Annotated in this window: 24 protein-coding genes; 13 read left to right on the forward strand and 11 right to left on the reverse strand. The window is 67.9% G+C overall.

Annotated features, from left to right (window positions below):
* Positions 1-63: 63 nt before the first annotated feature.
* From ACN20X_RS11025 to ACN20X_RS11035, 3 genes are read left to right on the forward strand one after another with little or no spacing between them, the layout of a single operon-like run.
* The gene (locus ACN20X_RS11025) at positions 64-1,986 is read left to right on the forward strand and encodes a PrkA family serine protein kinase (protein WP_016449756.1); all 1,923 of its coding nucleotides are present in this window, start codon (positions 64-66) and stop codon (positions 1,984-1,986) included.
* Between the two features lie 46 nt (positions 1,987-2,032).
* Positions 2,033-3,301, forward strand: a complete 1,269-nt coding sequence (locus ACN20X_RS11030) for a YeaH/YhbH family protein (RefSeq protein WP_016453825.1) — start codon at positions 2,033-2,035, stop codon at positions 3,299-3,301.
* Entirely contained in the window at positions 3,298-4,926 is a 1,629-nt protein-coding gene (locus ACN20X_RS11035) for a SpoVR family protein (protein ID WP_016449754.1), read from the forward strand. Before ACN20X_RS11030 ends, ACN20X_RS11035 begins: the two co-directional genes overlap by 4 nt.
* 25 nt (positions 4,927-4,951) lie before the next feature.
* Here the strand turns inward: ACN20X_RS11035 and ACN20X_RS11040 are convergent, their stop codons facing one another.
* Entirely contained in the window at positions 4,952-5,260 is a 309-nt protein-coding gene (locus ACN20X_RS11040) for a hypothetical protein (protein WP_016449753.1), read from the reverse strand.
* A gap of 69 nt (positions 5,261-5,329) precedes the next feature.
* Positions 5,330-6,670: an ammonium transporter gene (locus tag ACN20X_RS11045; protein WP_473210597.1), complete on the reverse strand. Its 1,341-nt coding sequence runs from the start codon at positions 6,668-6,670 to the stop codon at positions 5,330-5,332.
* 229 nt (positions 6,671-6,899) lie between these two features.
* On the opposite strand from ACN20X_RS11045, the gene blaOXA reads away from it, so the two are divergent.
* Positions 6,900-7,700 (forward strand): class D beta-lactamase, encoded by an 801-nt coding sequence (gene blaOXA, locus ACN20X_RS11050; protein WP_473210598.1) that lies wholly within the window; start codon positions 6,900-6,902, stop codon positions 7,698-7,700.
* Positions 7,701-7,738: 38 nt separating this feature from the next.
* Here the strand turns inward: blaOXA and ACN20X_RS11055 are convergent, their stop codons facing one another.
* The 3 genes from ACN20X_RS11055 to ACN20X_RS11065 all read right to left on the reverse strand — a co-directional run bounded on the left by ACN20X_RS11055 (position 7,739) and on the right by ACN20X_RS11065 (position 11,187).
* Complete coding sequence (locus ACN20X_RS11055) at positions 7,739-8,479, reverse strand: SOS response-associated peptidase (protein ID WP_473210599.1); 741 nt, start codon at positions 8,477-8,479, stop codon at positions 7,739-7,741.
* A gap of 38 nt (positions 8,480-8,517) precedes the next feature.
* On the reverse strand, positions 8,518-9,321 hold the full coding sequence (locus tag ACN20X_RS11060; RefSeq protein WP_244386583.1) for a PhzF family phenazine biosynthesis protein: 804 nt from the start codon (positions 9,319-9,321) through the stop codon (positions 8,518-8,520).
* Between the two features lie 201 nt (positions 9,322-9,522).
* On the reverse strand, positions 9,523-11,187 hold the full coding sequence (locus ACN20X_RS11065) for a hypothetical protein (protein ID WP_392443640.1): 1,665 nt from the start codon (positions 11,185-11,187) through the stop codon (positions 9,523-9,525).
* Positions 11,188-11,363: 176 nt separating this feature from the next.
* Between ACN20X_RS11065 and ACN20X_RS11070 the strand changes: the two genes are divergently transcribed.
* The 8 genes from ACN20X_RS11070 to ACN20X_RS11105 all read left to right on the forward strand — a co-directional run bounded on the left by ACN20X_RS11070 (position 11,364) and on the right by ACN20X_RS11105 (position 18,419).
* On the forward strand, positions 11,364-12,332 hold the full coding sequence (locus ACN20X_RS11070; RefSeq protein ID WP_473210600.1) for a helix-turn-helix transcriptional regulator: 969 nt from the start codon (positions 11,364-11,366) through the stop codon (positions 12,330-12,332).
* A gap of 82 nt (positions 12,333-12,414) precedes the next feature.
* Positions 12,415-13,014, forward strand: a complete 600-nt coding sequence (locus ACN20X_RS11075; RefSeq protein WP_012204257.1) for a TetR/AcrR family transcriptional regulator — start codon at positions 12,415-12,417, stop codon at positions 13,012-13,014.
* A 78-nt stretch (positions 13,015-13,092) separates the two neighbouring features.
* The gene (locus tag ACN20X_RS11080) at positions 13,093-14,283 is read left to right on the forward strand and encodes an NAD(P)/FAD-dependent oxidoreductase (protein WP_016449746.1); all 1,191 of its coding nucleotides are present in this window, start codon (positions 13,093-13,095) and stop codon (positions 14,281-14,283) included.
* A gap of 51 nt (positions 14,284-14,334) precedes the next feature.
* Positions 14,335-14,763, forward strand: a complete 429-nt coding sequence (locus ACN20X_RS11085; RefSeq protein WP_012204259.1) for a helical membrane plugin domain-containing protein — start codon at positions 14,335-14,337, stop codon at positions 14,761-14,763.
* Positions 14,764-14,947: 184 nt separating this feature from the next.
* Positions 14,948-15,859 carry an EamA family transporter gene (locus ACN20X_RS11090; protein WP_070080565.1) on the forward strand — a complete coding sequence of 304 codons (912 nt, stop codon included), beginning with the start codon at positions 14,948-14,950 and terminating at the stop codon, positions 15,857-15,859.
* 255 nt (positions 15,860-16,114) lie between these two features.
* Positions 16,115-16,441, forward strand: coding sequence for a DUF3649 domain-containing protein (locus tag ACN20X_RS11095; RefSeq protein ID WP_016449744.1), 327 nt, complete (start codon positions 16,115-16,117; stop codon positions 16,439-16,441).
* Positions 16,438-18,090 carry a PepSY-associated TM helix domain-containing protein gene (locus ACN20X_RS11100; protein WP_279492970.1) on the forward strand — a complete coding sequence of 551 codons (1,653 nt, stop codon included), beginning with the start codon at positions 16,438-16,440 and terminating at the stop codon, positions 18,088-18,090. The genes ACN20X_RS11095 and ACN20X_RS11100 overlap by 4 nt, the downstream gene beginning before the upstream one ends.
* Positions 18,087-18,419, forward strand: a complete 333-nt coding sequence (locus ACN20X_RS11105; RefSeq protein WP_088166825.1) for a DUF3325 family protein — start codon at positions 18,087-18,089, stop codon at positions 18,417-18,419. Before ACN20X_RS11100 ends, ACN20X_RS11105 begins: the two co-directional genes overlap by 4 nt.
* Position 18,420: 1 nt before the next feature.
* Here ACN20X_RS11105 and hpaI read toward each other — a convergent pair whose 3' ends face one another.
* From hpaI to ACN20X_RS11125, 4 genes are read right to left on the reverse strand one after another with little or no spacing between them, the layout of a single operon-like run.
* Complete coding sequence (hpaI, locus tag ACN20X_RS11110; protein ID WP_473210601.1) at positions 18,421-19,227, reverse strand: 4-hydroxy-2-oxoheptanedioate aldolase; 807 nt, start codon at positions 19,225-19,227, stop codon at positions 18,421-18,423.
* A 30-nt stretch (positions 19,228-19,257) separates the two neighbouring features.
* Positions 19,258-20,727: an NAD-dependent succinate-semialdehyde dehydrogenase gene (locus ACN20X_RS11115; RefSeq protein WP_133073263.1), complete on the reverse strand. Its 1,470-nt coding sequence runs from the start codon at positions 20,725-20,727 to the stop codon at positions 19,258-19,260.
* A gap of 34 nt (positions 20,728-20,761) precedes the next feature.
* A complete protein-coding gene (locus ACN20X_RS11120; RefSeq protein WP_016453813.1) occupies positions 20,762-22,291 on the reverse strand; it encodes a UxaA family hydrolase in 1,530 nt (509 codons plus the stop codon).
* Positions 22,292-22,324: 33 nt separating this feature from the next.
* On the reverse strand, positions 22,325-23,320 hold the full coding sequence (locus ACN20X_RS11125; protein ID WP_473210602.1) for a Bug family tripartite tricarboxylate transporter substrate binding protein: 996 nt from the start codon (positions 23,318-23,320) through the stop codon (positions 22,325-22,327).
* 137 nt (positions 23,321-23,457) lie between these two features.
* On the opposite strand from ACN20X_RS11125, the gene ACN20X_RS11130 reads away from it, so the two are divergent.
* The gene (locus ACN20X_RS11130; protein ID WP_043791045.1) at positions 23,458-24,396 is read left to right on the forward strand and encodes a LysR substrate-binding domain-containing protein; all 939 of its coding nucleotides are present in this window, start codon (positions 23,458-23,460) and stop codon (positions 24,394-24,396) included.
* 123 nt (positions 24,397-24,519) lie between these two features.
* Here ACN20X_RS11130 and ACN20X_RS11135 read toward each other — a convergent pair whose 3' ends face one another.
* Together ACN20X_RS11135 and ACN20X_RS11140 are read right to left on the reverse strand one after the other, a co-directional pair.
* Entirely contained in the window at positions 24,520-25,755 is a 1,236-nt protein-coding gene (locus ACN20X_RS11135) for an NAD(P)/FAD-dependent oxidoreductase (protein WP_209670668.1), read from the reverse strand.
* A complete protein-coding gene (locus tag ACN20X_RS11140; RefSeq protein WP_016449735.1) occupies positions 25,752-26,804 on the reverse strand; it encodes a hypothetical protein in 1,053 nt (350 codons plus the stop codon). Before ACN20X_RS11140 ends, ACN20X_RS11135 begins: the two co-directional genes overlap by 4 nt.
* Positions 26,805-26,877: the final 73 nt, after the last annotated feature.

Below are 26,877 nucleotides of genomic sequence, written 5' to 3' on the forward strand. Positions count from 1 at the left end.
GGTAGCGAATGCCTTGCAACTTCGCGGCACTGTTCGCCCTCGGGTGCCGCCGGGAGAGGTCGTATGGATGTCATCAGCAACTCGGCTGCACGTTACGTTCGCCTTCGCGAAGAAGAGATGTCGCTGGACGAATTTCTCGCCCTGTGCCAGCGCGATCCCATGGCCTACGAGGGCGCCGCCCAGCGCATGCTGGCGGCCATAGGCGAACCCGAAATGGTGGACACGCGCAATGATCCGCGCCTGTCGCGGCTGTTTGCCAACAAGGTCATCCGGCGCTATCCGGCCTTCGCCGAGTTCTACGGCATGGAAGACTCCATCGAGCAGGTGGTGAGCTTCTTCCGCCATGCGGCCCAGGGCCTGGAAGAGCGCAAGCAAATCCTCTATCTGCTGGGCCCCGTGGGCGGTGGCAAGAGCTCCATCGCCGAGCGCCTCAAATACCTGATGCAGAAGGTGCCGTTCTACGCGCTCAAGGGCTCGCCCGTGAACGAGTCGCCGCTGGGCCTGTTCGACCCCGTGGAGGACGGGCCGCTGCTGGAGGAGCAGTTCGGCATTCCCCGGCGCTGCCTCAACCATGTGCTGTCGCCCTGGGCCGTCAAGCGCCTGGAGGAGTTGGGCGGCGACATCCGCCAGTTCCGCGTGGTCAAGCGCTATCCCAGCATCTCCAGGCAGGTGGGCATTGCCAAGACCGAGCCCGGCGACGAGAACAACCAGGACATCTCCAGCCTGGTGGGCAAGGTGGACATCCGCAAGCTGGAGAACTTTGCCCAGGACGATACCGATGCCTACAGCTACTCGGGCGGCCTGTGCCTGGCCAACCAGGGCCTGCTGGAGTTCGTGGAAATGTTCAAGGCGCCCATCAAGGTGCTGCACCCGCTGCTGACGGCCACGCAGGAGAGCAACTACAAGGGAACGGAGGGCTTTGGCGCCATTCCCTTCGACGGCATGGTGCTGGCCCACAGCAACGAGAGCGAGTGGAAGGCCTTCCGCAACAACCGCAACAACGAGGCCTTCCTGGACCGGGTCTACATCGTCAAGGTGCCTTACTGCCTGCGCGTGTCGGAGGAGGTGCGCATCTACGAGAAGCTGATCCGCGAGTCCTCGCTGGCCAGCGCCGTGTGCGCGCCCGGCACGCTCAAGATGATGGCCCAGTTCGCCGTGCTCACGCGGCTGAAGGAGCCCGAGAACTCCAGCATCTTCAGCAAGATGCAGGTCTATGACGGCGAGAGCCTCAAGGACACGGACCCGCGCGCCAAGAGCTTCCAGGAGTACCGCGACTATGCGGGCGTTGACGAGGGCATGTCGGGCATCTCCACGCGCTTCGCGTTCAAGATCCTGTCCAAGGTCTTCAACTACGACAGTACCGAGGTGGCGGCCAACCCGGTGCACCTGATGTATGTGCTGGAGCAGCAGATCGAGCGCGAGCAGTTCCCTGCCGAGCTGGAGACCAAGTACACCAGCTACATCAAGGAATACCTGTCGCCGCACTATGCCGAGTTCATCGGCAAGGAAATCCAGACCGCCTATCTGGAGAGCTACAGCGAGTACGGCCAGAACATCTTCGACCGCTACGTCACCTACGCCGACTACTGGATACAGGACAGCGAGTACCGCGACAACGATACCGGCGAGGCCTTCGACCGCAACGCGCTCAACGCCGAGATGGAGAAGGTCGAGAAGCCCGCGGGCATCGCCAATGCCAAGGACTTCCGCAACGAGATCGTCAACTTCGTGCTGCGCGCGCGGGCCAACAACCAGGGCAAGAACCCCAGCTGGACCAGCTACGAGAAGCTGCGCGTGGTGATCGAGAAGAAGATGTTCTCCAATACCGAGGAGCTGCTGCCCGTGATCAGCTTCAACGCCAAGGCCAGTGCCGAGGATGCCCGCAAGCACGAGGACTTTGTCACCCGCATGGAGGCCAAGGGCTATACGTCCAAGCAGGTGCGCCTGCTGTGCGAGTGGTATCTGCGCGTTCGCAAGAGCAACTGACGGGTGGGTGCGCCGCCCTTCGGCGCGCCCGGGCTGGGGGGAACAGATGGCATTGCAAATCATCGATCGCAGGCTGGCCGGCAAGAACAAGTCGGTGGGCAACCGCGAGCGCTTCGTGCGCCGCTACAAGGCGCAGATCGCCGAGGCGGTGCGCCGCGCGGTGGACAAGCGCGGCATCCGCCACATGGAGGAGTCCGAGAGCGTCTCCATCCCGCGCAAGGACATCCGCGAGCCCGTGTTCCACCATGGGCAGGGCGGCGTCCATGACACGGTGCACCCGGGCAACACCGAGCATGTGCGCGGCGACCGCATTGCCCGGCCGCAGGGCGGCGCAGGCGGCGGCGGCTCCCAGGCCAGCGACAGCGGCGAGGGCGAGGACGACTTCACCTTCACCCTGACCAAGGAAGAGTTCATGGAACTGTTCTTTGAAGACCTGGCCCTGCCGCGCCTGCTGCGCACCCACATCGGCAACACCATGCAGTACAAGACGCGCCGCGCCGGCTACAGCCACGACGGCACGCCGCACAACCTGGCGCTGCTGCGCACCATGCGCGGCGCCCTGGGCCGGCGCATTGCGCTGACCAAGGCGCCGCACCGCGAACTCAAGGCACTGGAAGAGCAGCTGCAAGCGCTGCTGGCGCAGGACGATGGCACCAGCGAGGCGGCGGCCGAGCTGCAGCAGCGTATCGATGCGCTGAAGCTGCGCATGGGCACGGTGGCCTTTCTCGACCCCATCGACCTGCGGTTTCGCAACCGCACGCGCGTGCCTGCGCCCATCAGCCAGGCCGTGATGTTCTGCGTGATGGATGTGTCCGGCTCCATGGACCAGGACCGCAAGGACCTGGCCAAGCGCTTCTTCATCCTGCTGTACCTGTTCCTGACGCGGCACTACGAGAAGATCGACATCGTCTTCATCCGCCACCACACGCAGGCGGCCGAGGTCAGCGAGGACGAGTTCTTCCACTCCCAGGAAAGCGGCGGCACGGTGGTCAGCAGTGCGCTGGTGCTGCTGGACCAGATCATCCGCGCGCGCTACCCGTCCGGGGACTGGAACATCTACGTGGCCCAGGCCAGCGATGGCGACAACTTCGGCGACGACGGCTCCAACTGCCGCAACCTGCTGGTCGACAAGATCCTGCCGCTGGTGCGCTACTTCGCCTATGTGCAGGTGGTGCAGGAAGAGCAGAGCCTGTGGCAGGAGTACAGCCAGGTGCTGCCGCTGTTCTCGCATTTCGCCATGCGCAAGGTGTCGGAAGCCAGCGAGATCTACCCCGTGTTCCGCGACCTGTTCAAGAAAGAGGGGGTATCGGTATGAACCTCTCTCACTATCCCGTGCTGGCGCCCCGCCATGCCACGCCGCAGTGGAAATCCCATCTGGCCAGCGAACGGGCCCAGCGCATAGTGCCCTCCGCGCCGCTGCCGGCGGGGGAGCGGCCGGCCGAGCCTCTGCCCGATCCCAGCGACTGGACCTTCGAGCTGATCGAACGCTATCACGCAGCGATTGCGGCCGCCGCCGAACGCTACGGCCTGGACACCTATCCCAACCAGCTGGAAGTGATCTCGGCCGAGCAGATGATGGACGCCTACGCCAGCGTGGGCATGCCCGTGGGCTACCGCCACTGGAGCTATGGCAAGGAATACATGGCGACGGAGCGGCGCTACCGGCGCGGCCACATGGGCCTGGCCTACGAGATCGTCATCAACTCCAATCCCTGCATCAGCTATCTGATGGAGGAGAACACCACGGCCATGCAGGCCCTGGTGATCGCCCATGCGGCGTACGGCCACAACAGCTTCTTCAAGAACAACTACCTGTTCGGCATGTGGACGGATGCCGGCAGCATCATCGACTATCTGGTCTATGCGCGCGACTTCATCACCCAGTGCGAGGAGCGCCACGGCCTGACGACGGTGGAGCAATGGCTGGACTCCTGCCACGCCCTGTCCAACCTGGGCGTGGACCGCTACCGCCGCCCCTCCAAGAAAAGCCTGGCGCGCGAGCGGGCCGAGCGCGAGCAGCGCGAGGCCTATGCCCAGCAGCAGGTCAACGAGCTGTGGCGCACCCTGCCGGCCCGCCCGGGCAAGGACAGCGCGGCGCAGCACAGCGAGCGCTTTCCCAAGGAGCCCGAGGAAAACCTGCTGTACTTCATCGAGAAGAACGCCCCGCTGCTGGAGCCCTGGCAGCGCGAGATCGTGCGCATCGTGCGCAAGATCGCCCAGTACTTCTACCCGCAGCGCCAGACCCAGGTGATGAACGAGGGCTGGGCCACGTTCTGGCACTACACCCTGCTCAACACCCTGTACGACGAAGGCTGGCTGACCGACGGCGTGATGATCGAATGGCTGTCCTCCCACACCAACGTCATCTACCAGCCGCCCGCCGGACACCGCGCCTACAGCGGCATCAACCCCTATGCGCTGGGCTTTGCCATGTACCGCGACATCCGCCGTATCTGCCAGGACCCCACCGAGGAAGACCGCCGCTGGTTCCCCGACCTGGCCGGCACGCCCTGGCTGCCGGCGCTGCACCATGCCATGCAGAACTTCAAGGACGAGAGCTTTGTCGGCCAGTACCTGAGCCCACAGCTGATGCGCGACATGCGCCTGTTCGCCATCCATGACGACGCCAGCGAACGCGAGCTGCTGGTCAGCGCCATCCATGACGACGACGGCTACCGCACCCTGCGCCAGACGCTGTCGCAGCAATACGACCTGGGCGCGCGCGAGCCCAATATCCAGGTCTGGAACGTCAATCTGCGCGGCGACCGCTGCCTCACCCTGCGCCACACCCGCTACCAGGGCCGGCCGCTGTCCGACGATGCGCTGGAAGTGCTCAAGCACGCAGCGCGCCTGTGGGGTTTTGGCGTGCAGCTGGAAAGCGTCAACGGCGATGGCGACGCGCCCGTGCTGCTGCACTCGGTGCCCGCTCCACCGGCCTGATCCTCCTGCCTGAGCCAGCCAGGCCCTAGCGCAGCGTGCCCACGTACTTGCGGTTTTCCGCACGCTGGCGCATCAGCTCGCCGGCGCGCTGCATGAGCGGCGAGCGCTCGGCGGGCCCGGCCAGCGCGGCATTCCAGGCCGCTTCGAAGCGATGGGTCCATTCCACCAGTTCGGGCGTGCTGCGCGCCCCTTCCTGCTCCCGTGCGAAGCGGATGATTTCGGCGGCGTACTCGGCATTGGCCGCCAGCCATTCGGTATCGGTCACGCGGCCGCAGCTTCTGCGCAGCAGCACATGCAGGTGCGCGGCGATGGCCAGGAGTTCGCTTTCGGGCATGTAGTGGCACTCCTTCGGTTTGACGATCATCGGGCGATCGGGTGCCGGGCCGCTTCGCGGCTCGGCCGTTCATCCACTCAGGCGTTCGCGGTGCAGCGCCAGGTCCAGGCCCTGCAGTTCGCTTTCCTCATCCACGCGCAGGCCGATCAGCATGTCCAGCAACCACAGCAGCACTGCCGTGGCCACCAGCGTGAACAAGGCCACGGCCAGCACGCTCACGGCCTGGGTGAGCACGCTGGCCTGCACGCCGCCGATCTGCGGACTGGCAAACACGCCGGTCAGCAGCGATCCCACGATGCCGCCCACGCCATGCACGCCAAACACATCCAGCGAATCGTCCGCGCCCAGCAGCCGCTTGAGGCCCGTGGCGCCCCAGTAGCAGGCGACACCGGCGATCAGGCCGATGCACAGCGCCGACAGCGGCGTCACGAAACCGGCTGCCGGCGTGATCGCCACCAGGCCGCCGACCAGCCCCGAGCACAGCCCCAGCAGCGTGGCCTTGCCGCGCACCACATACTCGGCCAGCGACCAGGCCAGGGCGCCCGCGCTGGCGGCAATGTGGGTGACGGCCAGCGCCAGCGCCGCCCGGCTGTCCCCGGCCAGCGATGAGCCGGCGTTGAAGCCGAACCAGCCCATCCACAGCAGCGCCGCGCCCATCATGGTCAGGGCCAGGTTGTAGGGCTCGAAGGGCTCGTGCCCGTAGCCGCGGCGCGGCCGCAGGAACCAGGCGCAGACCAGCCCGGCCACGCCCGCGTTCACATGCACCACGGTGCCCCCGGCAAAGTCCAGCGCGCCCATGCGCGCCAGCCAGCCGCCCGGCTCCCACACCCAGTGCGCCACCGGGGCATAAACCAGCAGGCTCCACAAGCCCACGAAGATCAGCATGGCACCGAAGCGCATGCGCTCCACCCAGGCGCCCACCAGCAAGGCGGCGGTGATCACGGCAAAGGCCAGCTGGAACATCGCATAGGCTGCTTCGGGCACATGCGGCGCCAGGTGGCTCACGGCCACCAGGCCCTTGGCGGCGTTGAAATCCAGCCCCGCGAACCAGGCGCGCGAATCACCGCCTATCCACGCATTGCCGGGCGTGAAGGCCAGCGAATAGCCCAGTGCGAACCACAGAATGCTGACCAGGCAGGCAATCGCCACCACGCTGGCCATGGTGTTGAGCACGTTCTTGCGGCGCACCATGCCCGCATAGAACAGCGCAATGCCGGGCAGCGTCATCAGCAGCACCAGCACCGTGGCCGTCATCAGCCAGACCGTGTCCACGGCGCTGATGGATTCCACCGCCACCAGCGACGGCCGCGTGATCGCCTGCTCGGCCGCCTGCGCCGTCTGCGCCGCACCCAGGACGGCGACCCATCCTCCCGCCACCAATGTTCTCAATGCCCGTGCGAACCTGTGCATGCAATGACTCCCTTGTTTGTTGTGGTCATGGGGCCGTCTGCCGTTGCCGCCATGGCTGCATTGGCCGGCCTGCAGCGGCCTTGCACAAGTCGTGCCAGCGCAGACGGGGCCCTTGGGGGCCGTGCGATGCAGCCGGAACACCAAAACGGGAAAACCGCGAGTCAAAACAGGGCAGCCGGGCGGACGGTGCACCATCGGCGTGCGGTGGTGCAGCTCTTAAACTGCCGGCATGAATCGAAGAAATCTGATGTGCGCCGCGCTGCTCGCCTGTCTGTCACAGGCGGCGCTGGCGGCTGCCGAACTGCAGGACAGGCCCGAGTGGGCCCGCTTCTTTGCCGATGCCAAGGTCGATGGCAGCATCGTCGTGGTCGATGCCAGAGGCCCGGCCGAAGCCGTCTACGTCCACAACCGTGAACGCGCGGCGCGGCGCTACTCGCCCGCTTCCACCTTCAAGATCCCGCACAGCCTGTTCGCGCTGGACGCCGGCCTGCTGCGCGACGAGTTCCAGCGCATTGCCTGGGATGGCGTGAAGCGCCAGTTGCCGGCCTGGAATGCCGATCAGGACCTGCGCTCGGCCATGCGCAACTCCACCGTCTGGGTGTACGAACGCTTTGCCGGGGAGCTTGGCAGTGCGCGTGAGGCTGCCTACATGCGCAAGATCGACTACGGCAATGCGCTGGCCACGGGCGAGCAGCCGTTCTGGGTGGAGGGCGACCTGGCCATCTCGGCGCTGGAGCAGGTGGCCTTCCTGCAGCGGCTGTACCGCAATCGGCTGCCATTGCCGGTGGAGCACCAGCGGCTGGTGAAGGACGTGATGATCAACGAGGCGGGCCCGGACTGGATACTGCGCGCCAAAACCGGCTGGACGGGCCGTATCGGCTGGTGGGTGGGCTGGGTGGAATGGCCTGCCGGCCCCGTGTTCTTCGCCATGAACATGGACACGCCCCACCGGCTGGCCGACCTGCCCAAGCGCCAGGCCATCACGCGCGACATCCTGCGCACCATCAACGCGTTGCCCAAGGCGCCGTAGCGCGCGGGACAAGCCCCATGCGTCAGCCCATCAGCCCGTCAGCCCATCAGGCCTGGAGGCCGCTTGTCGGCCTTGCGCTCCACGGGGTTGGCGGTGAGCCAGTTGGAGGGGTACTGGCGCATGAACTCGCGCGCCTTTTCCACGCGCGCGTTGAGCCAGGCGTCGTAGGCGCCTTCGTTGAGAATCGCCGGCATGCGCTTTTCCGCGCCGGGCTGCTGGTAGCGGTGCAGCAGCGCATGGCTGTTGGCGTTGACCGTGAGCAGGGCGTAGCTCAGCAGCACCTCGCCATCCGGGCCCGTCCACTGCGCCCACACGCCGGCCACGCCCATGGGCTTGCCGTCGATGCGCGAGATGCGCGTGGGCAGGGCCTTGCCGTTGCGGTAGTCATCCTCGAAAAAGGCGGCCATGGGCACGATGCAGCGCTGGCCATTGAGCCAGGCATCGCGGAACGCCTGGGCCGTGGAGACGGTCTCCGAACGCGCATTCACCAGCTTGAGCGCGCGCAGCCGTCCGTCGGAGGCCGACTTCACCCAGTGCGGCACCAGGCCCCATTGGGCGGCAACCAGCTCGCGTGCGGGCGGTGCCGCAGGCGCGGGCGGTGTGTCGGAAGCGGAGGGTTCTTGCTGTCGGGTGGCGGCATCCGCGGCCACGGCGACGCTGCGGATGAAAAAGCCGGACTTGCGCGGTGTCATGTTGCGCTCGCTGGCGGCAGGCGCCTCCACGCCGAAGGCGTCGCGGTAGGCGTCGGCTTGCGACAGGGATTCGTAGTGGGTACTCATGCGCGGATGGTACCTGCGTGCCAGCGCAAAGTCGGGCGTCAGACGGTAATGGTCCCGGTCAGATAACGCGCGCAATGGCCGGCCACCTCGACGCTGGCATCGGTCACCTCGCAAAACAGCGTGCCCGTGCGGCGAGAGGCCTGGTGGCCGATCAGACGGTTCTTGCCCAGCCTGCCCGCCCAGTAGGGCGCAAGCGCCGCATGGATGGAGCCCGTGACGGGATCTTCCTCGCCGCCATTGGCGGGCCAGAAATAGCGGCTGACGAAGTCATGGGAGGCGCCCGCATCCGCAGGCGCCGTCACCACCACGTCCAGCGGGCCCAGCGATTTGAGGCGCTCCAGGTCCGGCTTGACGGCTCGCACCTGGTCTTCGGTTGCGTAGACGGCCACGTAGGCCTGCTGGTTCACGAGATAGGCCGTGGGTGCGGGCGTCAGGCCTTCGCGCAGTGCGGCGGGCACCTCATCCAGCGGCTTGGCATCGCGGCGCGGGAAGGTCATGACGATGCGTCCGCCATCCTCCTGCGTGGCCGTGACCTTGCCCACGGCGGCGGCCCAGAACGTGATGCTGCGCAGCGCCGGGTCGGCCTCGAACAGCACGAAGGCGCTTGCCAGCGTGGCATGGCCGCAGAACGCGATCTCCGTGAGCGGGGAGAACCAGCGGATCTCGAAGGCAGCGCGCTCGGCACTCCAGACCAGGAACGAGGTCTCCGAAAGATTGTTCTCGGCGGCAATGGCCTGCAGCGTGGAATCGGCAAGCCATGCATCCAGGGGAATGACGGCGGCCTGATTGCCCTTGAATCGTTCCGATGTGAATGCGTCTATGACGTGGATGGGGAGTTGCATTTGCAAAAGGCCTTTGGGTCGGATTCGTGTGCAGCCCGTCATTGTTGTCTCTGTCTCCAATGGCTGCGCGCGGATTCTACGGTCCGGCAGGATGGAGTTGAGGCATGCATGCCCGGCATGCCGTCCCACGCGGCTGCGGGGCGCCGCGTGGGATGCCTCGCCCCATCCCTTGCTTGAAATGCCCGCTCCCGGCTGCAAGGCTCACTCAATGCCCAGAACCGTTTTCATGGCAGCCCAGGCCACGCCGTTCAGCCGGGTGGAATAGCTGAGCGCCTGGTCTTCGCTGGCAATGGCGGCAGGCAGGCGATAGCCGAATACGCTGCCGTCGAATTCCGTATAGCCCCGCGTCACGCCTTGCATGAAGGTCTTGCCAGGGAAGTCGGCAAAGCTCAGCAGGCGCACGCCCTGGGAGGTGGAGAGGGTGTAGGCGCTTTGCGAATGCACGGTGCAGGCGCCCAGATCGCTGTAGGCCGGAGGGGTGGACTCACAGCTGTAGAACTGGGCGTTGGCCGCATCGATGAAGGCCACGCGCAACACATGGTTGGCATCGACCGGCCCCGCCGCCCCGACTGTCGAGGCGCGCACGGTGGCTGGAGTCGACAGGTTCACCGCGCTGGCCGGGCGGCCGGCAATCATGGCTTCCAGCGTGGCGAAGCCGAAGCGGTCCGTGGCCGTGTTGTTGATGAAGGCCGGCGACCGGTTCAACTGCACCGACAGTGCAGTGCGCATCTGTGCGCCCTGCGGGAAGACGGCCGAGCCCAGCGTGGCAGGGTCCATTTCGATGGAGCGGTCATGGCGGATGCCCTCGGCCTGCAGCGTTGTGTCTCCGGCACGCAATTGCGTGATGACTTCGGCCATGGGCTTGCCGCTGACGTCCTGCGAAGCGGTGGTAAAGCCCAGGTAGGCGGTGGACTGGTTGCACAGCAGTGTGCGCGAGGGAACCCCCTGTGTCGTCAGGCGCGCAACGGAACTGTCGCAGCGCGTCCATCCGGTGCTGGTGAGCGTGACGGACGGGAACAGCGCTTCCTGCGTACTGGGTGCACCGTTGGTTTTTCCGCTGCGTGTCTCGAACTGGTGGGCAAAGCCGTCTGCCTGGACGACGCCGTCGGACCTGCGTTCACGCACGGAGTAGTTCTGCGCGTTGCCATAGTTCAGAAACGCCAGTTGGTTCGATGCCACGGCCGCTGCGCCAGGTGCCGTCACCTGAATAGGCACGCCCAACTCAAGCGCGTAGGCGGTGACCTTGGCGGCTGTGCGCGCGGTATCCGCAAGCACGGCGGCACTGGAGGCCGCGTCGCTCTGGTAGTCGTAGATCCTGGCGGCGTCGATGCCGAGCTGGCGGGCCACTGCAGCCTCGGCCACTTCCCTGGCCGTGCCGGCCGCGATGGCCTTTTGCACCAGGCTGGTCAGTGGATTGATCTGCGCGGATTTGCCAGCCGGTGCAGACAGCACGAACGCCTTGGCTGTGGCGGTGCTGGTGGGGTCCGCAGCGTCCACGGATTCGGGTGTGATGCGAGCCAGCACGGGAGCCTGGTTGAAGGCAGCGGTGGCTGCCGCATCGCCGGGTTGATAGGTCAGGCTGAACTTGCCGTCACTGCCGGTGGCCGCTGCGCTGGGCTCGCCCGTGTCGCAGGCTGCATTGGCGTTCAGATCCACGCAGACTGCAGCGTTGCGCACGGCCTGGTCGATGGCGACGGTGCCTGACAGCGTGATGGCCGGCTGTGTCACGGTGCCGCCGCCGGTGCCCCCGCCGCTGTCGGTGCCGCCGCTGCCTCCTCCACAGGCATAGAGGCTTGCAACAAGGCCGCACAGCAGCACAGGGCGCACGGCGGGAAAGGAAGTGGATGCACTGGGGTGGATTTGCATGGTGTCGGTACAGGAATGTGGGTGGCAAGCCAACTCTATGTGTGACACGCAACAAACAAAATGATGCAATTGCACTATCCTGAAGCGCTGCCGGGGTGGGGCAAGAGGGCACGGCTCGCGCAACACCCGCCCGTGCAGTCGATCTCAACGTATCGAAGAGAGGCAGGCAAGCCGCCATGGACGCTGCATACAACCACCTGCTGCTGAACCTCTACCGGCTATCGCACGAGCAGCCTGTCGAACATTTCCAGGACCAGGCGCTGGACCTGCTCAAACCCGTGCTGCCCTTCGACTCGGCCATGTGGGGCTCGGCCACCATGACGGCGGCCGGCATCGATATCCACACCATCCACCTTCATCGGCAGCCACCCGAAATGCTGCAGGCCTATGAAGAGGTCAAGCACCTGGACACGGCGGCGCAGGCCGTCACCATGCATCCCAGCGAGACGCTGGCCTTCGAAGCGAGGACCTGGTTCAGTGGCCGGCATCAGGGGGCGCTGCGCGACTACGGCAGGCGCTTCGAGCAGTCGCACTTCTTCATCGGCGGGATGCTGAACCCGAGCACTCTTTACACGCGCTGGCTCACGCTGTTTCGCGCCCGCACGGATGCGCATTGCACCGAGGGCGAGCGCCAACTGCTGGCCGCGCTGCTGCCCCATGTGCAGCAGGCGCTGGAACTCAACCGCCTCACGCATCTGGGGCAGCTTCGGCAGGGCCTGGCCCGTGATCGGTTGGGCTCGGCACTGGCAGACCCGCGCGGCATCATCCACCACATGGACGTCGTCTTCGAGCACGCCTTGCGCGCCGAATGGCCGGGCTGGCAAGGTCCTCGCCTGCCTGCGGCCGTGCAGACTGTGGCACAGGGCGGCGCCCATCGTCTGGTGGCCCACACCCTGGTCATCACGCTGTTCACGCAGCACGGTCTGCTGTGGTTGCGAGCGCGCCCCCGGTGCGCAGCCGACGGGCTGTCCCCCCGCGAAGCCACGGTTGCCCGGCTTGTGGTCCGGGGCCTGACCCACAAGCAGATTGCAGTCCAACTCCAGCGTGCTCCTGCCACGGTGCGCAATCAGATCCGCTCCATCTACGAAAAGCTGGGCATTGCCAACGTGGCATCGCTTGCCGAGGCACTCCGGCTGATGGATTGAGGCCAAGGTCCAGGAAAACCCTGGTGTAGTTTGCACGTGCTTGTGAAAAATAGAATGAAGATTCGTTCTACGATCATTTCCCATGCAAGACGAGGCCTGGACCTTCTTTCCGCATGCGGGTTCGCGCCATGTGCAGACGCTGCGCGTGGCGCTCAGGCTGTTCGTGGAGCGGGGCTTCTTCAATACCTCGATACAGGACCTGTGCGCCGAGGCCGGCGTGTCCATCGGTTTCTTCTACAACCACTTTGCCGACAAGGAAGGCATTGCGCGCGAGCTGTACCGGCATTTGCTGGCGCGCATGAATGTGCTGCTCGACGATATCGAGGAGCGGCACGCGGGCAGCGCCCAGCGCTGCCGCGAGGTGCTGCGCATGCTGTTCGGGCTGGCCGAGGCCGAGCCCGAGGCCATGGGCTTCGTGGTCAATGCGCGCCACCGTGAGTTTCTGCCCGACGAGCAGGCCATCTGCTCGGCCTCGGCCTTCGTGCGCATGCGCGGCTTCGTGTTCGCCGGCATGACAGATGGCGAGATCCGCCAGATGGAGCCCATGGTGGCGGCCAGCCTGATGTACGGCAGCGCGATCCGCATGATCTGCCTGCGGCTGGACGGCATCATCGACACGCCCATAGAGCCCCTGTTCGACGCGCTCTGGGACGGGGTGTGGCGATCGCTCAAGCCTGACTGAGCGGCGCATTTTCCGGCGCGGGCGCCGTGCGGCGCCAGCGGTTGTTCCACTGAGGCGAAAGCACAAGGAGTAGCAGGGATGGCGCATCACATCTTGATCATCGGAGGGGGCATTGGCGGCACCATGACCGCCAACCACCTGGTCAGCAAGCTGTATCCGGAGGTGGTCACGGGCAAGGTGCGCATCACCATGCTGTCGAACTCGCCCTGGCACTACTACAAGCCGGCCTTCATGTACGTGGCCTTCAATGCCTTCTTTCGCGACGAGCTGCGGCGCAGGCAGCGCGGCCTGCTGCGGCCCGAGATCGACTTCCAGGTGGAAGAAGTGGAACGCTTCGACTTCGCGCTGCAGGCCGTGCACTGCAGGAGCGGCAAGCGCTTCGGCTACGACCATCTGGTGATCTCCACGGGCTGCGTGCCTTCGCCCGAGCGTATCGAAGGCCTGGCCGAGGCCGGCGACCACTTCTACCAGCACGCGCCCGCGCGGCAGCTGGCCGACAAGCTGGCGCGCATAGAAAAGGGCCGCATCTTCGTCACCGTGACCTTTCCCAAGACGCCCAATGTGCCGCACCAGTGCGGCATCGCGCCCATAGAGACCACGCTGATGCTGGACGACCTGCTGCGCCGGCGCGGCGTGCGCGACAAGGTGGAGATCGTCTACACCTATCCCACGGTCTCGCAGCTGCTGCGCAACTGCCTGTTCCTGCAGAAGGACACCTGCGAGATCCTGCCCACGGTGTTCGAGCAGCGCGGCATTCGCCACCAGCGCGGCTTCACGCTGGCGCGCGTGGACCCCGAGGCCAAGGTGGCCCACTCGGAAGAGGGCCAGGCCGAGGACTTCGACATCCTCATGGCCACGCCGCCGATACGCGCCGTGCAGGCCGTGCGCGACTGCGGCCTGTCGCAGGCGCAGGATGGCGAAGGCTGGCTGCCCACCGACCACGAGACCATGCAGGTGCTGGGCCAGAGCCATGTCTATGTGCTGGGCGATACGGTGGACCTGCCGGTGAGCAAGGCCGGCGGCGCCTGCCACAACCAGTCGCCCGTGGTGGTGAACAACATCGCCTCGCAGATCCGCTTCGGCCGCACCAGCGATGCCTACGACGGGCGCGTGGTGGCCATCGCCCAGATGGGCCTGGACGGCGGCATGCCGCTTTGGTACGACTACCAGGTCGACGTCAAGCCCACGCCGCCGACCAAGGTCGGCTCCATGATGCGCAAGGGCTTCAACCGCGGCATGTACTGGGCCGTGGCCCGCGCCCTGGTCTGAGGCCAGGGCCTTTGCATTGTCATTCCAAGCACGAAGACAAGGAGCACCGAGATGAACATCGCTTCCGACATTCCCGTGGCGCAGCCCGCCGCCGGCGGCCTGCTGCAGGACGACGCCGCGCTGCAGGGGCTGGCCGAACTGATGGGCAAGCTGGAGCCGCTGCTGGCGGGCCGGCGCCTGAACCGCGTGGTCGATCTGCTGTCGGCCACGGCGGACCTGGTGGACATGGCAGACGACTACATGGTCGAGAAGGTCGCCAAGGCCTTCGAGGATGGCGTGGGCGGGGCCTGGGCCGCGGGCAATGCCGCGCGCATGGCGGCGGCCCAGGTGCAGGCCATGGAGGAAACGCCCACCCTGATCGGCCTGATGCGCATGGCACGCGAGCCCGATGTGCGGCGCGGCCTGGCCTTCATGCTGGCCATGGCCGGCGCGCTGGGGCGCCAGCATGCCCACGATCCCATCGACTACGCGGCGGACTGAAACCCAGGGCCGAGCCACGGCCGCCCGGCAGCGCACGGGCTGCGGTGGTACAAACGCCGGGGGCGGATGTGATCCGCCCCTTTTCTTTTTGCCCATTGCCCGCCATGCCTTCTTCCTGTTTCTTGCCGGTGCTGCCGGCCGCTGTCCCTGACCATTGCAGGCCCCGCCGCACCGAGGGCAGGGCATGACCGCGCAGCACCTGAGCCGTGGCGACTGGGCGCGTGCGCTGCTGGTCATCCTGATCTGGGGCACCAACTTCGTGGCCATGAAGTTCGGCCTGCTGACGCTGTCGCCCATGCTGCTGAGCGCGCTGCGCTTCGTGGTGGCGTCGCTGCCCTTTTTGCTGTTCGTGCGCCCGCCCAAGTCGGTGGGCTGGCGCTATCTGGCCGCCTATGGGCTGGTGCAGGGCGTGGGCCAGTTCGGCATGCTGTTCCTGGGCCTGAAGCTGGGCATGCCGGCGGGCATGGCCTCGGTGGTGCTGCAGACGCAGGCCTTCGTCACGCTGCTGCTGGCCGCCTTCCTGCTGGGCGAGCCCGCGCGCCTGTGGCATTGGCTGGGCCTGGTGGTATCGCTGGGCGGGCTGGTTGCCATTGGCAGCGCCCATGGCGAGGGCGACAACGCCATGACGCTGGTCGGCTTTTTGCTGACCGTGGGCGCAGCCTGCATGTGGGCCGTGTCCAACATGATCACGCGCTATGCGGCGCGCAGCGGCCCCTACGAGCCTTTCCCCTTCATCGTCTGGAGCAGCATCTTCCCCATTGCGCCGCTGATGGCCCTGGCTGTCTGGACCGATGGCGCGGATACGGTCGTGCAGCAACTGGCGGGGATCGACCTGACCGCCGTGGCCTCCATCCTGTACCTGGCGCTGCTGGCCACGCTGCTGGGCTACGGCCTGTGGACGCGCCTGCTGCAGCGCTATGCGGCCGGCACGGTGGCGCCGCTGTCTCTGATGGTGCCCGTGGTAGGCCTGGTCTCGGCCATGCTGCTGCTGGGCGAGCGGCCCACCTTCATGCAGTGGATGGGCACGCTGGCCGTGCTGGCGGGCATGGTGATCAACCAGTTCGGCGGGCGCTGGCTGGCGGGGCGGGCGCGATAGAGGAACAGGCGCCAGGGGGATGGTCGGGGCCGGTGGCAGCAGGCCGGCTTTGCATTTCTTTAAATGACTCGGGTAATAAAAATCATTATCATTCCCGCTCTTTGAAAGGCGGCGTGCTCCAGGCGCGCGGCCAACGCCCGGCGCCGCACAGACCTTGAACTGTTGTGGCGCCTTTGTCCGTCCGGGCCTGCGCGTGGTGTCTGCAGCGGCCGCGGCGTCCATGACGGGCAACGATCCGCAAGAAAGGTCATCCCCATGCAAGCCTCGACCCCGGGAGGGTCCTCTCCATCCTTGCTGCGCTACCGCGTGGCCGTGGCCTCGCGCGCCTTGGCGGCGATCGGCGGCGGCTATCTGCTGTCGGCCGCCTGCGCCGCCACGGGCGCGCGCGCCATGGTCTGGCTGGGCGTGGAACGGGCCGATGCGGCGCTGGGCTCGACGCTGCTGGCCTTCATCATCTACGCCGTGGCGGCCATGTGGGCCTTTGGCTGCGCCAGCGCCTGGCGCGCCTGGGCCGTGATCGGCCTGCCGGGCGCGGGCCTGGGACTGCTGGCCTGGGTGCTGTCGAACGGAGCCGCCGCATGAGGGCAGACGGCAAACCCGAGGGACTGCGCCAGTCCATGTCCTGGCTGCACACCTGGAGCGGCCTGCTGCTGGGCTGGCTGCTCTACGCGGTGTTCTTCACGGGCACCCTGAGCTATTTCCGCGACGAGATCAACGACTGGATGCGGCCCGAGCTGCACGGCTCGGTGCAGGACGCCGATACCGCGCAGCGCGCACTGGAGGCCATGCAGCGCATCGCGCCGGAGGCCACGACCTGGACGCTGGGCCTGCCCGGCCCGCGCCAGGTGGCCGTGGCCGCATCCTGGCGCGAGCCCGGCGCCGCCACGGGCCGCGCAGGCACCAGGCGCGCCGAGATCGACGCCGCCACGGGCGAGAAGCTGGAGCCGCGCGAGACACGCGCCGGCAACTTCTTCTACCGCTTCCACTTCGAGCTGCACGCCATGCCGCGCATCTGGGGCCGCTGGATCGTGGGCTTCGCCACCATGCTGATGTTCGTGGCCATCATCACGGGCGTGATCACGCACAAGAAGATCTTCACGGACTTCTTCACCTTCCGCCCGCGCAAGGGCCAGCGCTCCTGGCTGGACGCGCACAACGCCACGGCCGTGCTGGCGCTGCCGTTTCACATCGTCATCACCTTCAGCGGACTGGTGCTGCTGATGTTCATGCTCATGCCCTGGGGCATACAGGCGGCCTACAACGGCGACACCAATGCCTACTTCGCCGATGTGCGGGGCGCGCGCGGTCAGGCGGCCAACCAGGGCCCGGGCGCGCGCGGTGACAAACAGGAGCGCCAGGCCGCTGCGCTGGCCGATATCGCGCCCATGCTGGCCGAGGGCGCGCGCCGCTGGCCCGAGCACGGCGTGGGCAGCATCACGGTCAACGCGCCCGGCACCTCGCGCGCGGTGGTGGAGCTGCGCGAAGGCGGCGGCATGAGCCTCATCAACCGCGGCCAGTCCGAGACCCTGCGCTTCGACGGCGTGACCGGCCAGTTGCAGGCCAGCGCCGAGGCGCCCGCCATCTCATGGGTGCGCGCCACCAGCAACGTGATCACCGGCGTGCACCTGGGCCGCTTTGCAGAGCCCGCCACGCGCTGGCTGCTGCTGCTCAGCGGCGTGGTCGGCACCTTCATGGCCGCGTCCGGCATGGTGCTGTGGGTGGTCAAGCGCATGCCCGAGCGCCGCAAGCTGGGCCGCACGCCCTTCGGCCACCGTCTGGTGGAGGTGCTCAACGTGGGCTCCATCGCGGGCCTGTCGGTGGCCGTGGCCGGCTTCTTCTGGCTCAACCGCCTGCTGCCCGTGCCCATGCAGGCGCGCAGTGATTGGGAGATCAACGGCTTCTTCCTGATCTGGCTGCTGTGCCTGCTGCATCCGCTGCGGGTCTCTCACCGCAATGCCTGGCTGCAGCAGATGGCGCTGGCCGCCGTGCTGTATGCGCTGCTGCCCCTGCTCAACCTGCTGACGGGCGGCGCATCGCTGGTGCAGACCATGGCCAACGGGCAGTGGAGCATCGCCAGCTTCGAGTTGCTGATGCTGGGCCTGGCCGCCATCCACGGCGTGGTGGCCTGGTGGCTGCTGCGCGGCAAGCCGGCAGCGGCTGCAGCGCCTGCAGCCCCCCGCACGCAAGCCCGTGCCGCCAGCCATGCCCCCACGCTGGAGCGCGCGTCATGATGATTCTTGCCGCCTTTTTTCTGGCCTTTGCAGGCTTTGCCGTCGTCGCCGCTTCCATGGACCGGCACCAGGACCAACTGGGCACCGAAGGCCTGGCGCCCGCGCGCCTGAAGGCCTGGCGGCTGGCCGGCTACGCGCTGCTGGCCCTATCGCTGGCGCCTTGCCTGCTGCGCTGGAATGCCTCGGTGGCCGTGGCCGCCTGGCTGGGCCTGCTCACCTTTGCGGCCCTGGCCCTGGGCCTGCTGCTGACCTATGCACCGCAGTTCGCGCGGCGTGTGGCGGCCGCTGCAGCGGCGGCGGGGCTGCTGGCCTGGCTGGTGGCTGGCTGATTCAATAGGCGGCAGCTGCCTGCTGTGCAGGCGTGGCCACCGGCGAATCATCGAACTGCCCCCGCAGCCTGCGCGCCGCATTCGCAAACAGCAGCACATCCACGCCCACGGCCACGAAGCTGCAGCCCAGGTCCAGGTAGCGGCGGGCCAGGGCGGGGTCCGAGGTCAGGGTGCCGGCCGCCTTGCCGCTGGCGATGATGGTCTTCATCGCGCCCTCGATGGCGGCCTGCACTTCGGGGTGGCCCGGGTTGCCGCGGTGGCCCATGGAGGCGGCCAGGTCGGCGGGGCCGATGAAGACGCCGTGCACGCCGTCCACCGCGCAGATGGCTTCAAGGTTGTGCAGCGCGGCCACGGTCTCGGCCTGCACCAGCAGGCAGATCTCGTCGTCGGCCACCTGCAGGTAGTCGGCGCGTGCGCTCCACTGCGATGCGCGGCCCACGGCGCTGCCCACGCCGCGCACGCCCAGCGGCGGGTAGCGCGTGGCGGACACCACGGCGCGCGCCTGTTCGGCCGTGTCCACCATGGGCACTAGCAAGGTGGTGGCGCCTATGTCCAGCATTTGCTTGATCAGGGCCGTGCTGCCTTCGACCACGCGCACCACGGCCTGGGCCGGGTGCGGGGCCACGGCCTGCAGCGCGGCCAGGGTGCTGCGCACGTCGTTGGGCGCGTGCTCGCCGTCGATCAGCAGCCAGTCGTAGCCGCAGGTGGCGGCCGCCTCGGCCAGGTAGGGGTCGGCCATGGACAGCCACAGGCCGATGCGGGGCTGGCCTGCGGCCAGGGCGGTCTTGAAGGGGTTATGGGCTGGCATGGTGTCCGGTGATTTCGTGGAGGGAAAGATTCAGTCCAGCAGGCCCTGGCAGACGTACTTGGTGTGCAGGTAGTCGTCCAGGCCGTGGGTGGAGCCCTCGCGGCCGTAGCCCGATTCCTTGACGCCGCCGAAGGGCGCTGCCTCGGCGGCCAGCGCGCCTTCGTTGATGCCGACGATGCCGGTCTCCAACGCATCGGCCATGCGCCAGATGCGGCGCGCGTCGTTGCTGTAGAAGTAGGCGGCCAGGCCGAAGGGCGTGTCGTTGGCGGCTGCGATGACCTCGTCCTCGCTGTCGAAGACGGTGAGCGGCGCCACGGGGCCGAAGGTTTCCTCGCAGGCGCAGGCCATGGAGGCATCGGCGCCCGTGAGCACGGTGGGCGCGTAGTAGTTGGCGCCCAGGGCATCCAGGCGCCTGCCGCCCGTGAGCACCCTGGCGCCGCGCGCCACGGCGTCCTGCACATGGCGCTCGATCTTTTCCACGGCGCGCGCATTGATCATGGGGCCGATCTGCGAGGCCGGGTCGCTGGCCGGGCCCACGTGCAGTGCGGCCACGCGCGCGGCCAGCTTCTGTGCGAACGTGTCGTGCACGCTGCGGTGCACGAAGACGCGGTTGGGGCACACGCAGGTCTGGCCGCCATTGCGGAACTTGGCGGCCATGAAGCCGTCAACGGCGGCATCGATGTCGGCGTCCTCGAAGACGATGAAGGGCGCATTGCCGCCCAGCTCCAGCGAGAGCTTCTTGAGCGTGTCGGCGCTGCGCCGCGCCAGGTGCTTGCCCACGGGTGTGGAGCCCGTGAAGGTGATCTTGCGCACGCGCGCGTCGTCCAGCCAGACATCCACCACCTCGGGCGTCTTCTCGCGCGAGGCCGTGACGATGTTGAGCACGCCGGCCGGCACGCCCGCCTCCTGGGCCAGCAGCACCAGGGCCAGCGAGGTCAGCGGCGTGTCTTCCGCGGGCTTGCAGACCACGGTGCAGCCGGCGGCCAGCGCGGGCGCGATCTTGCGGGCGATCATGGCGGCAGGAAAGTTCCAGGGCGTGATGGCGGCCACCACGCCCACGGGCTCGCGCAGCGCAAACATGCGCCGGCCCGGCACGGGCGCGGGAATGATCTCGCCGTTCATGCGCGTGGCCTCTTCGGCAAACCATTCGATGTAGCTGGCCGCGTAGGCGACCTCGCCCTTGCCCTCGGCCAGGGGCTTGCCCTGCTCGCGGCTGATGAGGCGGCCGAGGTCGTCCTGGTGGGCCAGCACCAGGTCGTTCCAGCGCTTGATGATGGCGGCGCGCTGTTTGGCGGGCGTCTTGCGCCAGGCGGGAAAGGCGGCATGCGCGGCGTCCAGCGCGGCGCGGGCCTCGGCGGCGCCGGAGTCGGGCACCTCGGTGATCAGTGCGCCCGTGGCGGGGTCGGTCACGGCCAGGCGCGGGGCGGGCGCGGTCGTCCATTGGCCGGCGATGAAGTTGGCGCTGCGCAGCAGCTCGGGGCGGGTCAGGGTCAGTGGCATGGAATCGGTGGATACGAGGTTTGCAAGGGGCGGATCAGCTCACGATGCCCAGGTGCCAGGGCACGAACTCATGGTCGCCCAGGCCCAGGGCCTCGCTCTTGGTGGGCTCGCCGCTGGCGTGGCGCAGGATCTGCGCGAAGATGCGCTGCCCCATCTCGGGCACGCCGCATTCGCCGTCCACGATCAGGCCGCAGTTGATGTCCATGTCTTCCTCCAGGCGGCGGTACATGGGCGTGTTGCTGGCCAGCTTGATGGTGGGCGCGGGCTTGCTGCCGAACATGGAGCCGCGCCCCGTGGTGAAGCAGATCAGGTGCGCACCGCTGGCAATCTGGCCCGTGGAGGCCACGGGGTCGTAGCCCGGCGAATCCATGAAGACGAAGCCCGGCTCGGTGATGGGCTCGGCGTATTCGTAGACGGCGCGCAGCGGCGTGGTGCCGCCCTTCATGGCCGAGCCCAGCGATTTCTCGAAGATGTTGGCCAGGCCCCCGGCCTGGTTGCCGTGGCCGACCACGCCGTTGAACTGCGCGTTCTGGCCGGCCGCGTAGCGCTCCCACCAGGCCAGGCGGTCCAGCAGCTTCTGCCCTACGGCTGGCGTGATGGCGCGGCGCGTGAGCATGAATTCCACGCCATGGATCTCGGGCGTTTCCGACAGGATGGCCGTGCCGCCGTGGCGCACCAGGATGTCCATGGCCGCGCCCAGTGCCGGGTTGGCCGTGATGCCCGAAAAGCCGTCCGAGCCGCCGCACTCCAGCCCGATCTTCAGGTGGCTGGCACTGACCGTGCTGCGCCGCGCGGCATCGGCTTCGGGCAGCATCTCTTCGATGGCGCGGATGCCTGCCTCTATGGTCACGCGCGTGCCGCCGACCTCCTGCATCACCAGGGTGCGCATGAGCCGGCCTTCGCACAGGCCCTGCGACTCCACGAGGGCATCGACCTGGTTGCGCTCGCAGCCCAGGCCCACGATGAGCACGCCGGCCAGGTTCGGGTGGCGCGCATAGCCGGCCAGCGTGCGGCGCAGCACGTCGAAATGCTCGCTGGGCGAGGACATGCCGCAGCCGCTGGTCTGGGCGAAGGCCACCACGCCGTCCACGTTGGGGAAGGCTGCCATGCGCTCGGCCGTGAAATGCGCGGCAATGCGCTTGATCACCGTAGCCGAGCAGTTCACCGACGACAGGATGCCGATGAAATTGCGCGTGCCCACGCCGCCGCCGGCGCGCACAAAGCCCTGGAAGCTGGCGCGCTGCGCCTCGGGCACATAGTCCACGGGCCGCACATCGGCGCCGAAGGCCGGGTCGCGGTAGTAGTCCACGATGCGCAGGTTGTGGCTGTGCACATAGTCGCCGGCCTCCAGCTCACGCGTGGCCACGCCGATCACGGTGTCGTACTTCTTCACCTGCTCGCCCTCTGCGATGCGGCGCGCGGCGATCTTGTGGCCCGCAGGCACCTGGGCGCGGGCGCGCACGCCCAGTTCGGGAATCTCCTGGCCCAGCGACAGAGCGGTCCTGGCGACCAGCACGTTGTCGTTGGGATGCAGGTGCAGCAGGGGGCTATCGGTGCGGGACATGCGGGGCTTTCATCGGTGTGGGTTCGCGGGCTGTCAGCCCTTCATCAATTCGCGCAGCTTGAGCTTGTCGATGAGGACGGTCTCTTTTTGATAGACCGTGTTGACGTATTTCTCGTAGTCCGGGCCATCCAGGTACAGCAGCGGCGCGTCCAGCTTCTCGGCCACGGACTTGAACTCGGGGCTGGCCACGGCGGCGCGGAAGGCCTCGCGCAGCCTGGCCGCCACGGCCGGGTCCAGGCCACGCGGCGCGCCGATGCCGTTGGGCGCATCGACCACCACGTCGTAGCCGCATTCGCGCAGCGTGGGCACGTCCTTGAAGCGCGCCGTGCGCTGCTCGCCCCAGGTGGCCAGCAGGCGCAGCTTGCCGGCTTCCACATGGGGGGCCCAGGAGCTGGAGTCGGCCAGCGCATCCACATGGCCGCCCAGCACACCCTGCAGTGCCTCGGCGCCGCCCTTGTAGGGCACATGGTTGAGCTGTATGCCGGCCACGCCCGCAAACTCCTCCATGCCCACACGCGTGGCACCGCCCACGCCTGCATGGGCATAGGTCACCTGGCCGGGCCTCGCCTTGGCGGCGGCCACGAAGTCCTTGAGCGTCTTGAACGGCGAATGGGCGGGCACGGCAATGCCGAAGGTCTGGCCCGAGGTGCGCGCGATGTAGGTGTAGTCCTTGCGCGGATCGGCCTGCAGGCTGCCCAGTTGCGAAAAGCGCGTGACCGAGATGGGAATCTGGCCGATGGTGTAGCCGTCCGCCCTGGCCGAGGCCAGCGCCTTGGCGCCGATCATTCCCGAGGCGCCCGCGCGGTTCTCCACCGCGATCGGCTGGCCCAGCAGCTTGCCGGCCACGGTGCACAGCGCGCGCATGGACTGGTCGGCCGTGCCGCCCGCAGGCCAGGGGCAGATGAAGGTGATGGGGCGTTCGGGCCAGTTCTGGGCGAAGAGGGGGCCGGTGGCGGCCAGTGCGCTGGCGCCGAGGGTGGCGAGCACGAATTCGCGCCGGCTTGCATGGCGTGTGCGTGGGGTGTTCATCGCTTGTCTCCTGTATTGGCTTTTTGCAGCCCTGTGATCCGGGCCTTGGGCTGACTGGCGCGATTGTTCAGCGCCTGATCATGACAATCCAATGAAAAGATAGACTGGCTTCATAACCTCAAAGCTATGAAGACCCCATGAGCAAGATAGACCGCGTGCTGCGCTCCAACCTCAAGCTGCGCCATCTGCAGCTGCTGGTGGCGCTGGACCAGTTCCGCCACCTGGGCCGCGCCGCCGAGTTCCTGGCCGTCACCCAGCCCGCCGTCTCCAAGACCCTGGCCGAGATAGAGCGCATGCTGGACATGACGCTGTTCGAGCGCTCCACGCGCGGCACCGAGCCCACGGCGGCCGGGGTCAGCATGGTGCGCTTTGCGCGCTCGGTGCTGGCGGGCTTCGAACGCACGCGCGATGAAATGGCGGCCGAGGCCAGCGGCACACGCGGGCGCACCAGCGTGGGCGCCATGGTCGTGGCCACGCCCGTGCTGCTGGCCCGGGCCGTCGAGCAGTTGAAGGCGCGATCGGCCCAGACCACGGTGCTGGTCGAGGAGGGCGATCTCACGCGGCTGCTGCCCAAGCTGCGCATGGGCGAGCTGGACCTGTTCGTGGGCCGGCTCGAACCCGGCTATGCCTCGCCCGACCTGGAGACCGAAGCCCTGTACGACGAGCCCATGGTCGCCGTCGTGCGCCCCGGCCATGCGTTGCTGGCGCAGCCTGCGAGCTGGCAGGCGCTGGCCGACATGCCCTGCGTCATGCCCCCGCCCTGGGCATCGCTGCGCGTGAAGCTGGAGCAGCAGTTCTTCGCCCACGGCCTGCATCCTCCGGCCGATCTGGTGGAGTCCGCCTCATTCCTGTCGCAGATCAGCTTCCTGCACCAGCGCGGCGCCGTGGCCTTCATGGCGCGCGGCGTGGCCGAGCATTTCGCGCAGCAGGGGCTGGTCGCCGTGCTGGACCTGCCCGTGCCCATCGACCTGCCCCCCGTGGGCCTGATCACCCTGCGCGGCCAGCCGATGACGGCGACGACGCGGTTGCTGGTGGAGTGTTTGCGGGCGGTGGGGCGCAGCCTGGCAACGCGCTGATCCTGCGGCTGCGGCTGCATTGGCGCTGCGCCACCGGCGCCGCCGCATTCGGCATGAGGCTCTGTCCCTCCGTGGCCTGCACCGCATGCTCGCTGCCGCCGTGCTCCATGAAGGCAATGGAGATCATGACGTGAGTGGGGCTTTGGAGGGGAGCGTTGGGAAACCGGGGTCGGCGCAGTGCGTGGCGGCGATGGCCTTGCGCGCAGCCATGAATTCGCCCGGCGAATTCACGCATTCGGCGGCGCACAGCTGGCCGCCGCGCAGGTGCAGGACGGCGAACCTGCCGCTGGCCGGGTTGCCGCGCAGCACGGTCTGGTCGCCCTGGCCGGGCAGGCCGGCGATCTGCAGCCTGGTGTCGTACTGATCGGACCAGAACCAGGGCGTTTCATGGGCGGGCAGTTCGCTGCCCGTGATGGCGCAGGCCGCGCGCCGGGCCTGTTCGAGCGCGCTGGGCACGCTTTCGAGCCGGTGCAGCCCGGGGTAGCCGGCCAGCGGGCGGCGCGTGGCATCGCCTATGGCGTAGATGCCGCTCATGGCGGTACGGCCTTCGCCATCCACGGCAATGCCGTCGGCGCAGTCCAGGCCGAGGGATTGCGCCAGTTCCATGCAGGGCGCCGCGCCCACGCCAATGAGCACGGCATCGCACTCCAGTCGGGAGCCATCGGCCATCCACAGGGCCGTGATGCGGGTGGGGCTGTCTCCCTGGATGGCGGCGACCGCTGCATTGAAATGCACCTCCACGCCCTGGCCTGCATGCAGCTGCAGCAGATGCGCAGCCATCTGCGGCGAGGCGCTGCGCGTCAGCAGCCTGCCTTCGCGCTCGATGATCCGGACCTGCACGCCCAGCTTGCGGGCCGTGGAAGCGATTTCGAGGCCCGCATAGCCGCCGCCGATGATGGCCAGGCAGCGTGCGGTCTGCAGATGGCCCCGCAGCGCCTGCGCGTCTTCCATGGTGCGCAGGTAGGTGATGCCAGGCCGCTCATCCCCGGGCAGGACCAGCCAGCGCGGCGCGGAGCCTGTGGCAATGACCAGGTGTTCGTAGTGCAGCACCGATCCGTCGTTCAGCGCCACCTGCCGCGAGCCCGGCTCTATGGCCATGGCGCGCATGCCCGGGCGCAGGGCGATGGCCTGGTCCGCGGAGGCGCCGGCGGGCCGCGGCAACAGCTCGTCCGGGCCCATGGCCTGCTGCAGCCATGCCCTGGACAGCGGCGGGCGCAGGTAGGGCGGCAGGTCCTCGCCGCCGACCACAGTGATCGGACCCGGGTGGCCGTACTGGCGCAGCAGGGCGGCCAGGGTGCCACCGGCGTGTCCGGCGCCGATGATGACGGCATGGCCTTGGGGGTGTTGTGCGGGGTTCATGCTGCACCTTCGCAGGAGGCCCGGAGTACGGGGCGGGCGCAGATCTCGTCCCAGGCTTGCCGCATGAAGCGCGCGGCCGCCACGTTCTGCTCCAGCAGGTCATAGCCTGCGCCCAGGCCGTAGTCGGGGAGATTGATGAATTCGGTGGTGAGGTAGCGCAGCGGGCTGTGCGGCTGCGCATGGTGGCAGGCCAGCACCTTGCGGATGGCCTCTTTGGAGGGCTCCAGCAGGTAGGCATGCCAGGGCGAATGCCATTCGCCGGGTCCGGGCCGCAGCATGGGGTACTGGATGCCCCGGCCCGGGCTGCCGTCCTCGTCGCGGTGCCACAGGTTCAGGGGCTGGTTGGGGCCGGCCGCTCGCAGCTGGGCCCAGCGCACGATGCCCATGTCCAGCCATTGTTCGCACAGCGAGCCGGGCTCGAACGGGTCCAGCACCAGTTCGCCGCGCTCGAGCAGCCCGCGCACGCCAGACCGGTCCAGCTCGGCCGGGTTGCCGATCTTGAAGTTCACATGGCTGTAGTCCAGCGTGAAGTGAAAGGGCACGCCGCGTGCCTGCACGCGCCCGGCCACGCTGCGCACGCGCAGGAAGTCTTCGGTCCACGTGTTCACATGCAGCGCGAAGCTGGGCTCCACGCCCAGGCCCATGGCGTCGTCATAGACCCGCAGATAGTGTTCGGCGATTTCCACATCGGACAGCACATGGCCGTCGCGGTGGTGCTTGAAGGTCATGATGTTGTGGCAGCGCACGCCGATCTCGCGGCAGATGCGAAGGTTGCCGGCCAGCAGGACCTCGTCCTCGCCCAGGCGGTAGAACCAGCTGGCGGTGTGCACGGGCAGCTTGAATTCGGCGATGGCCGACTCGTAGTCGGCCAGCTGGTGGCGCAGCGGCAGGCGGTCGAAGCAGTCGAACACGCCGGTCTCGCTGACGAGGCGGAACTGCTCGCGTATGGGCAGCTCCTGCAGGCCGATGGGCTGGTGGCGCGAGGAGCGCTGCACGCCACGGCCGTTGCAGCCGATGGGCGGGAGGGTGGGGCGGGGGGCTTCGTGCATGACCTGCTCCTCAGCCGCCCGTGGGCGCGCCCACGATCATGCGGTCCGCCGGCAGAGGGTGGCCCGCGTTGCG

The sequence above is a fragment of the Delftia sp. PX-1 genome, from assembly GCF_055797465.1.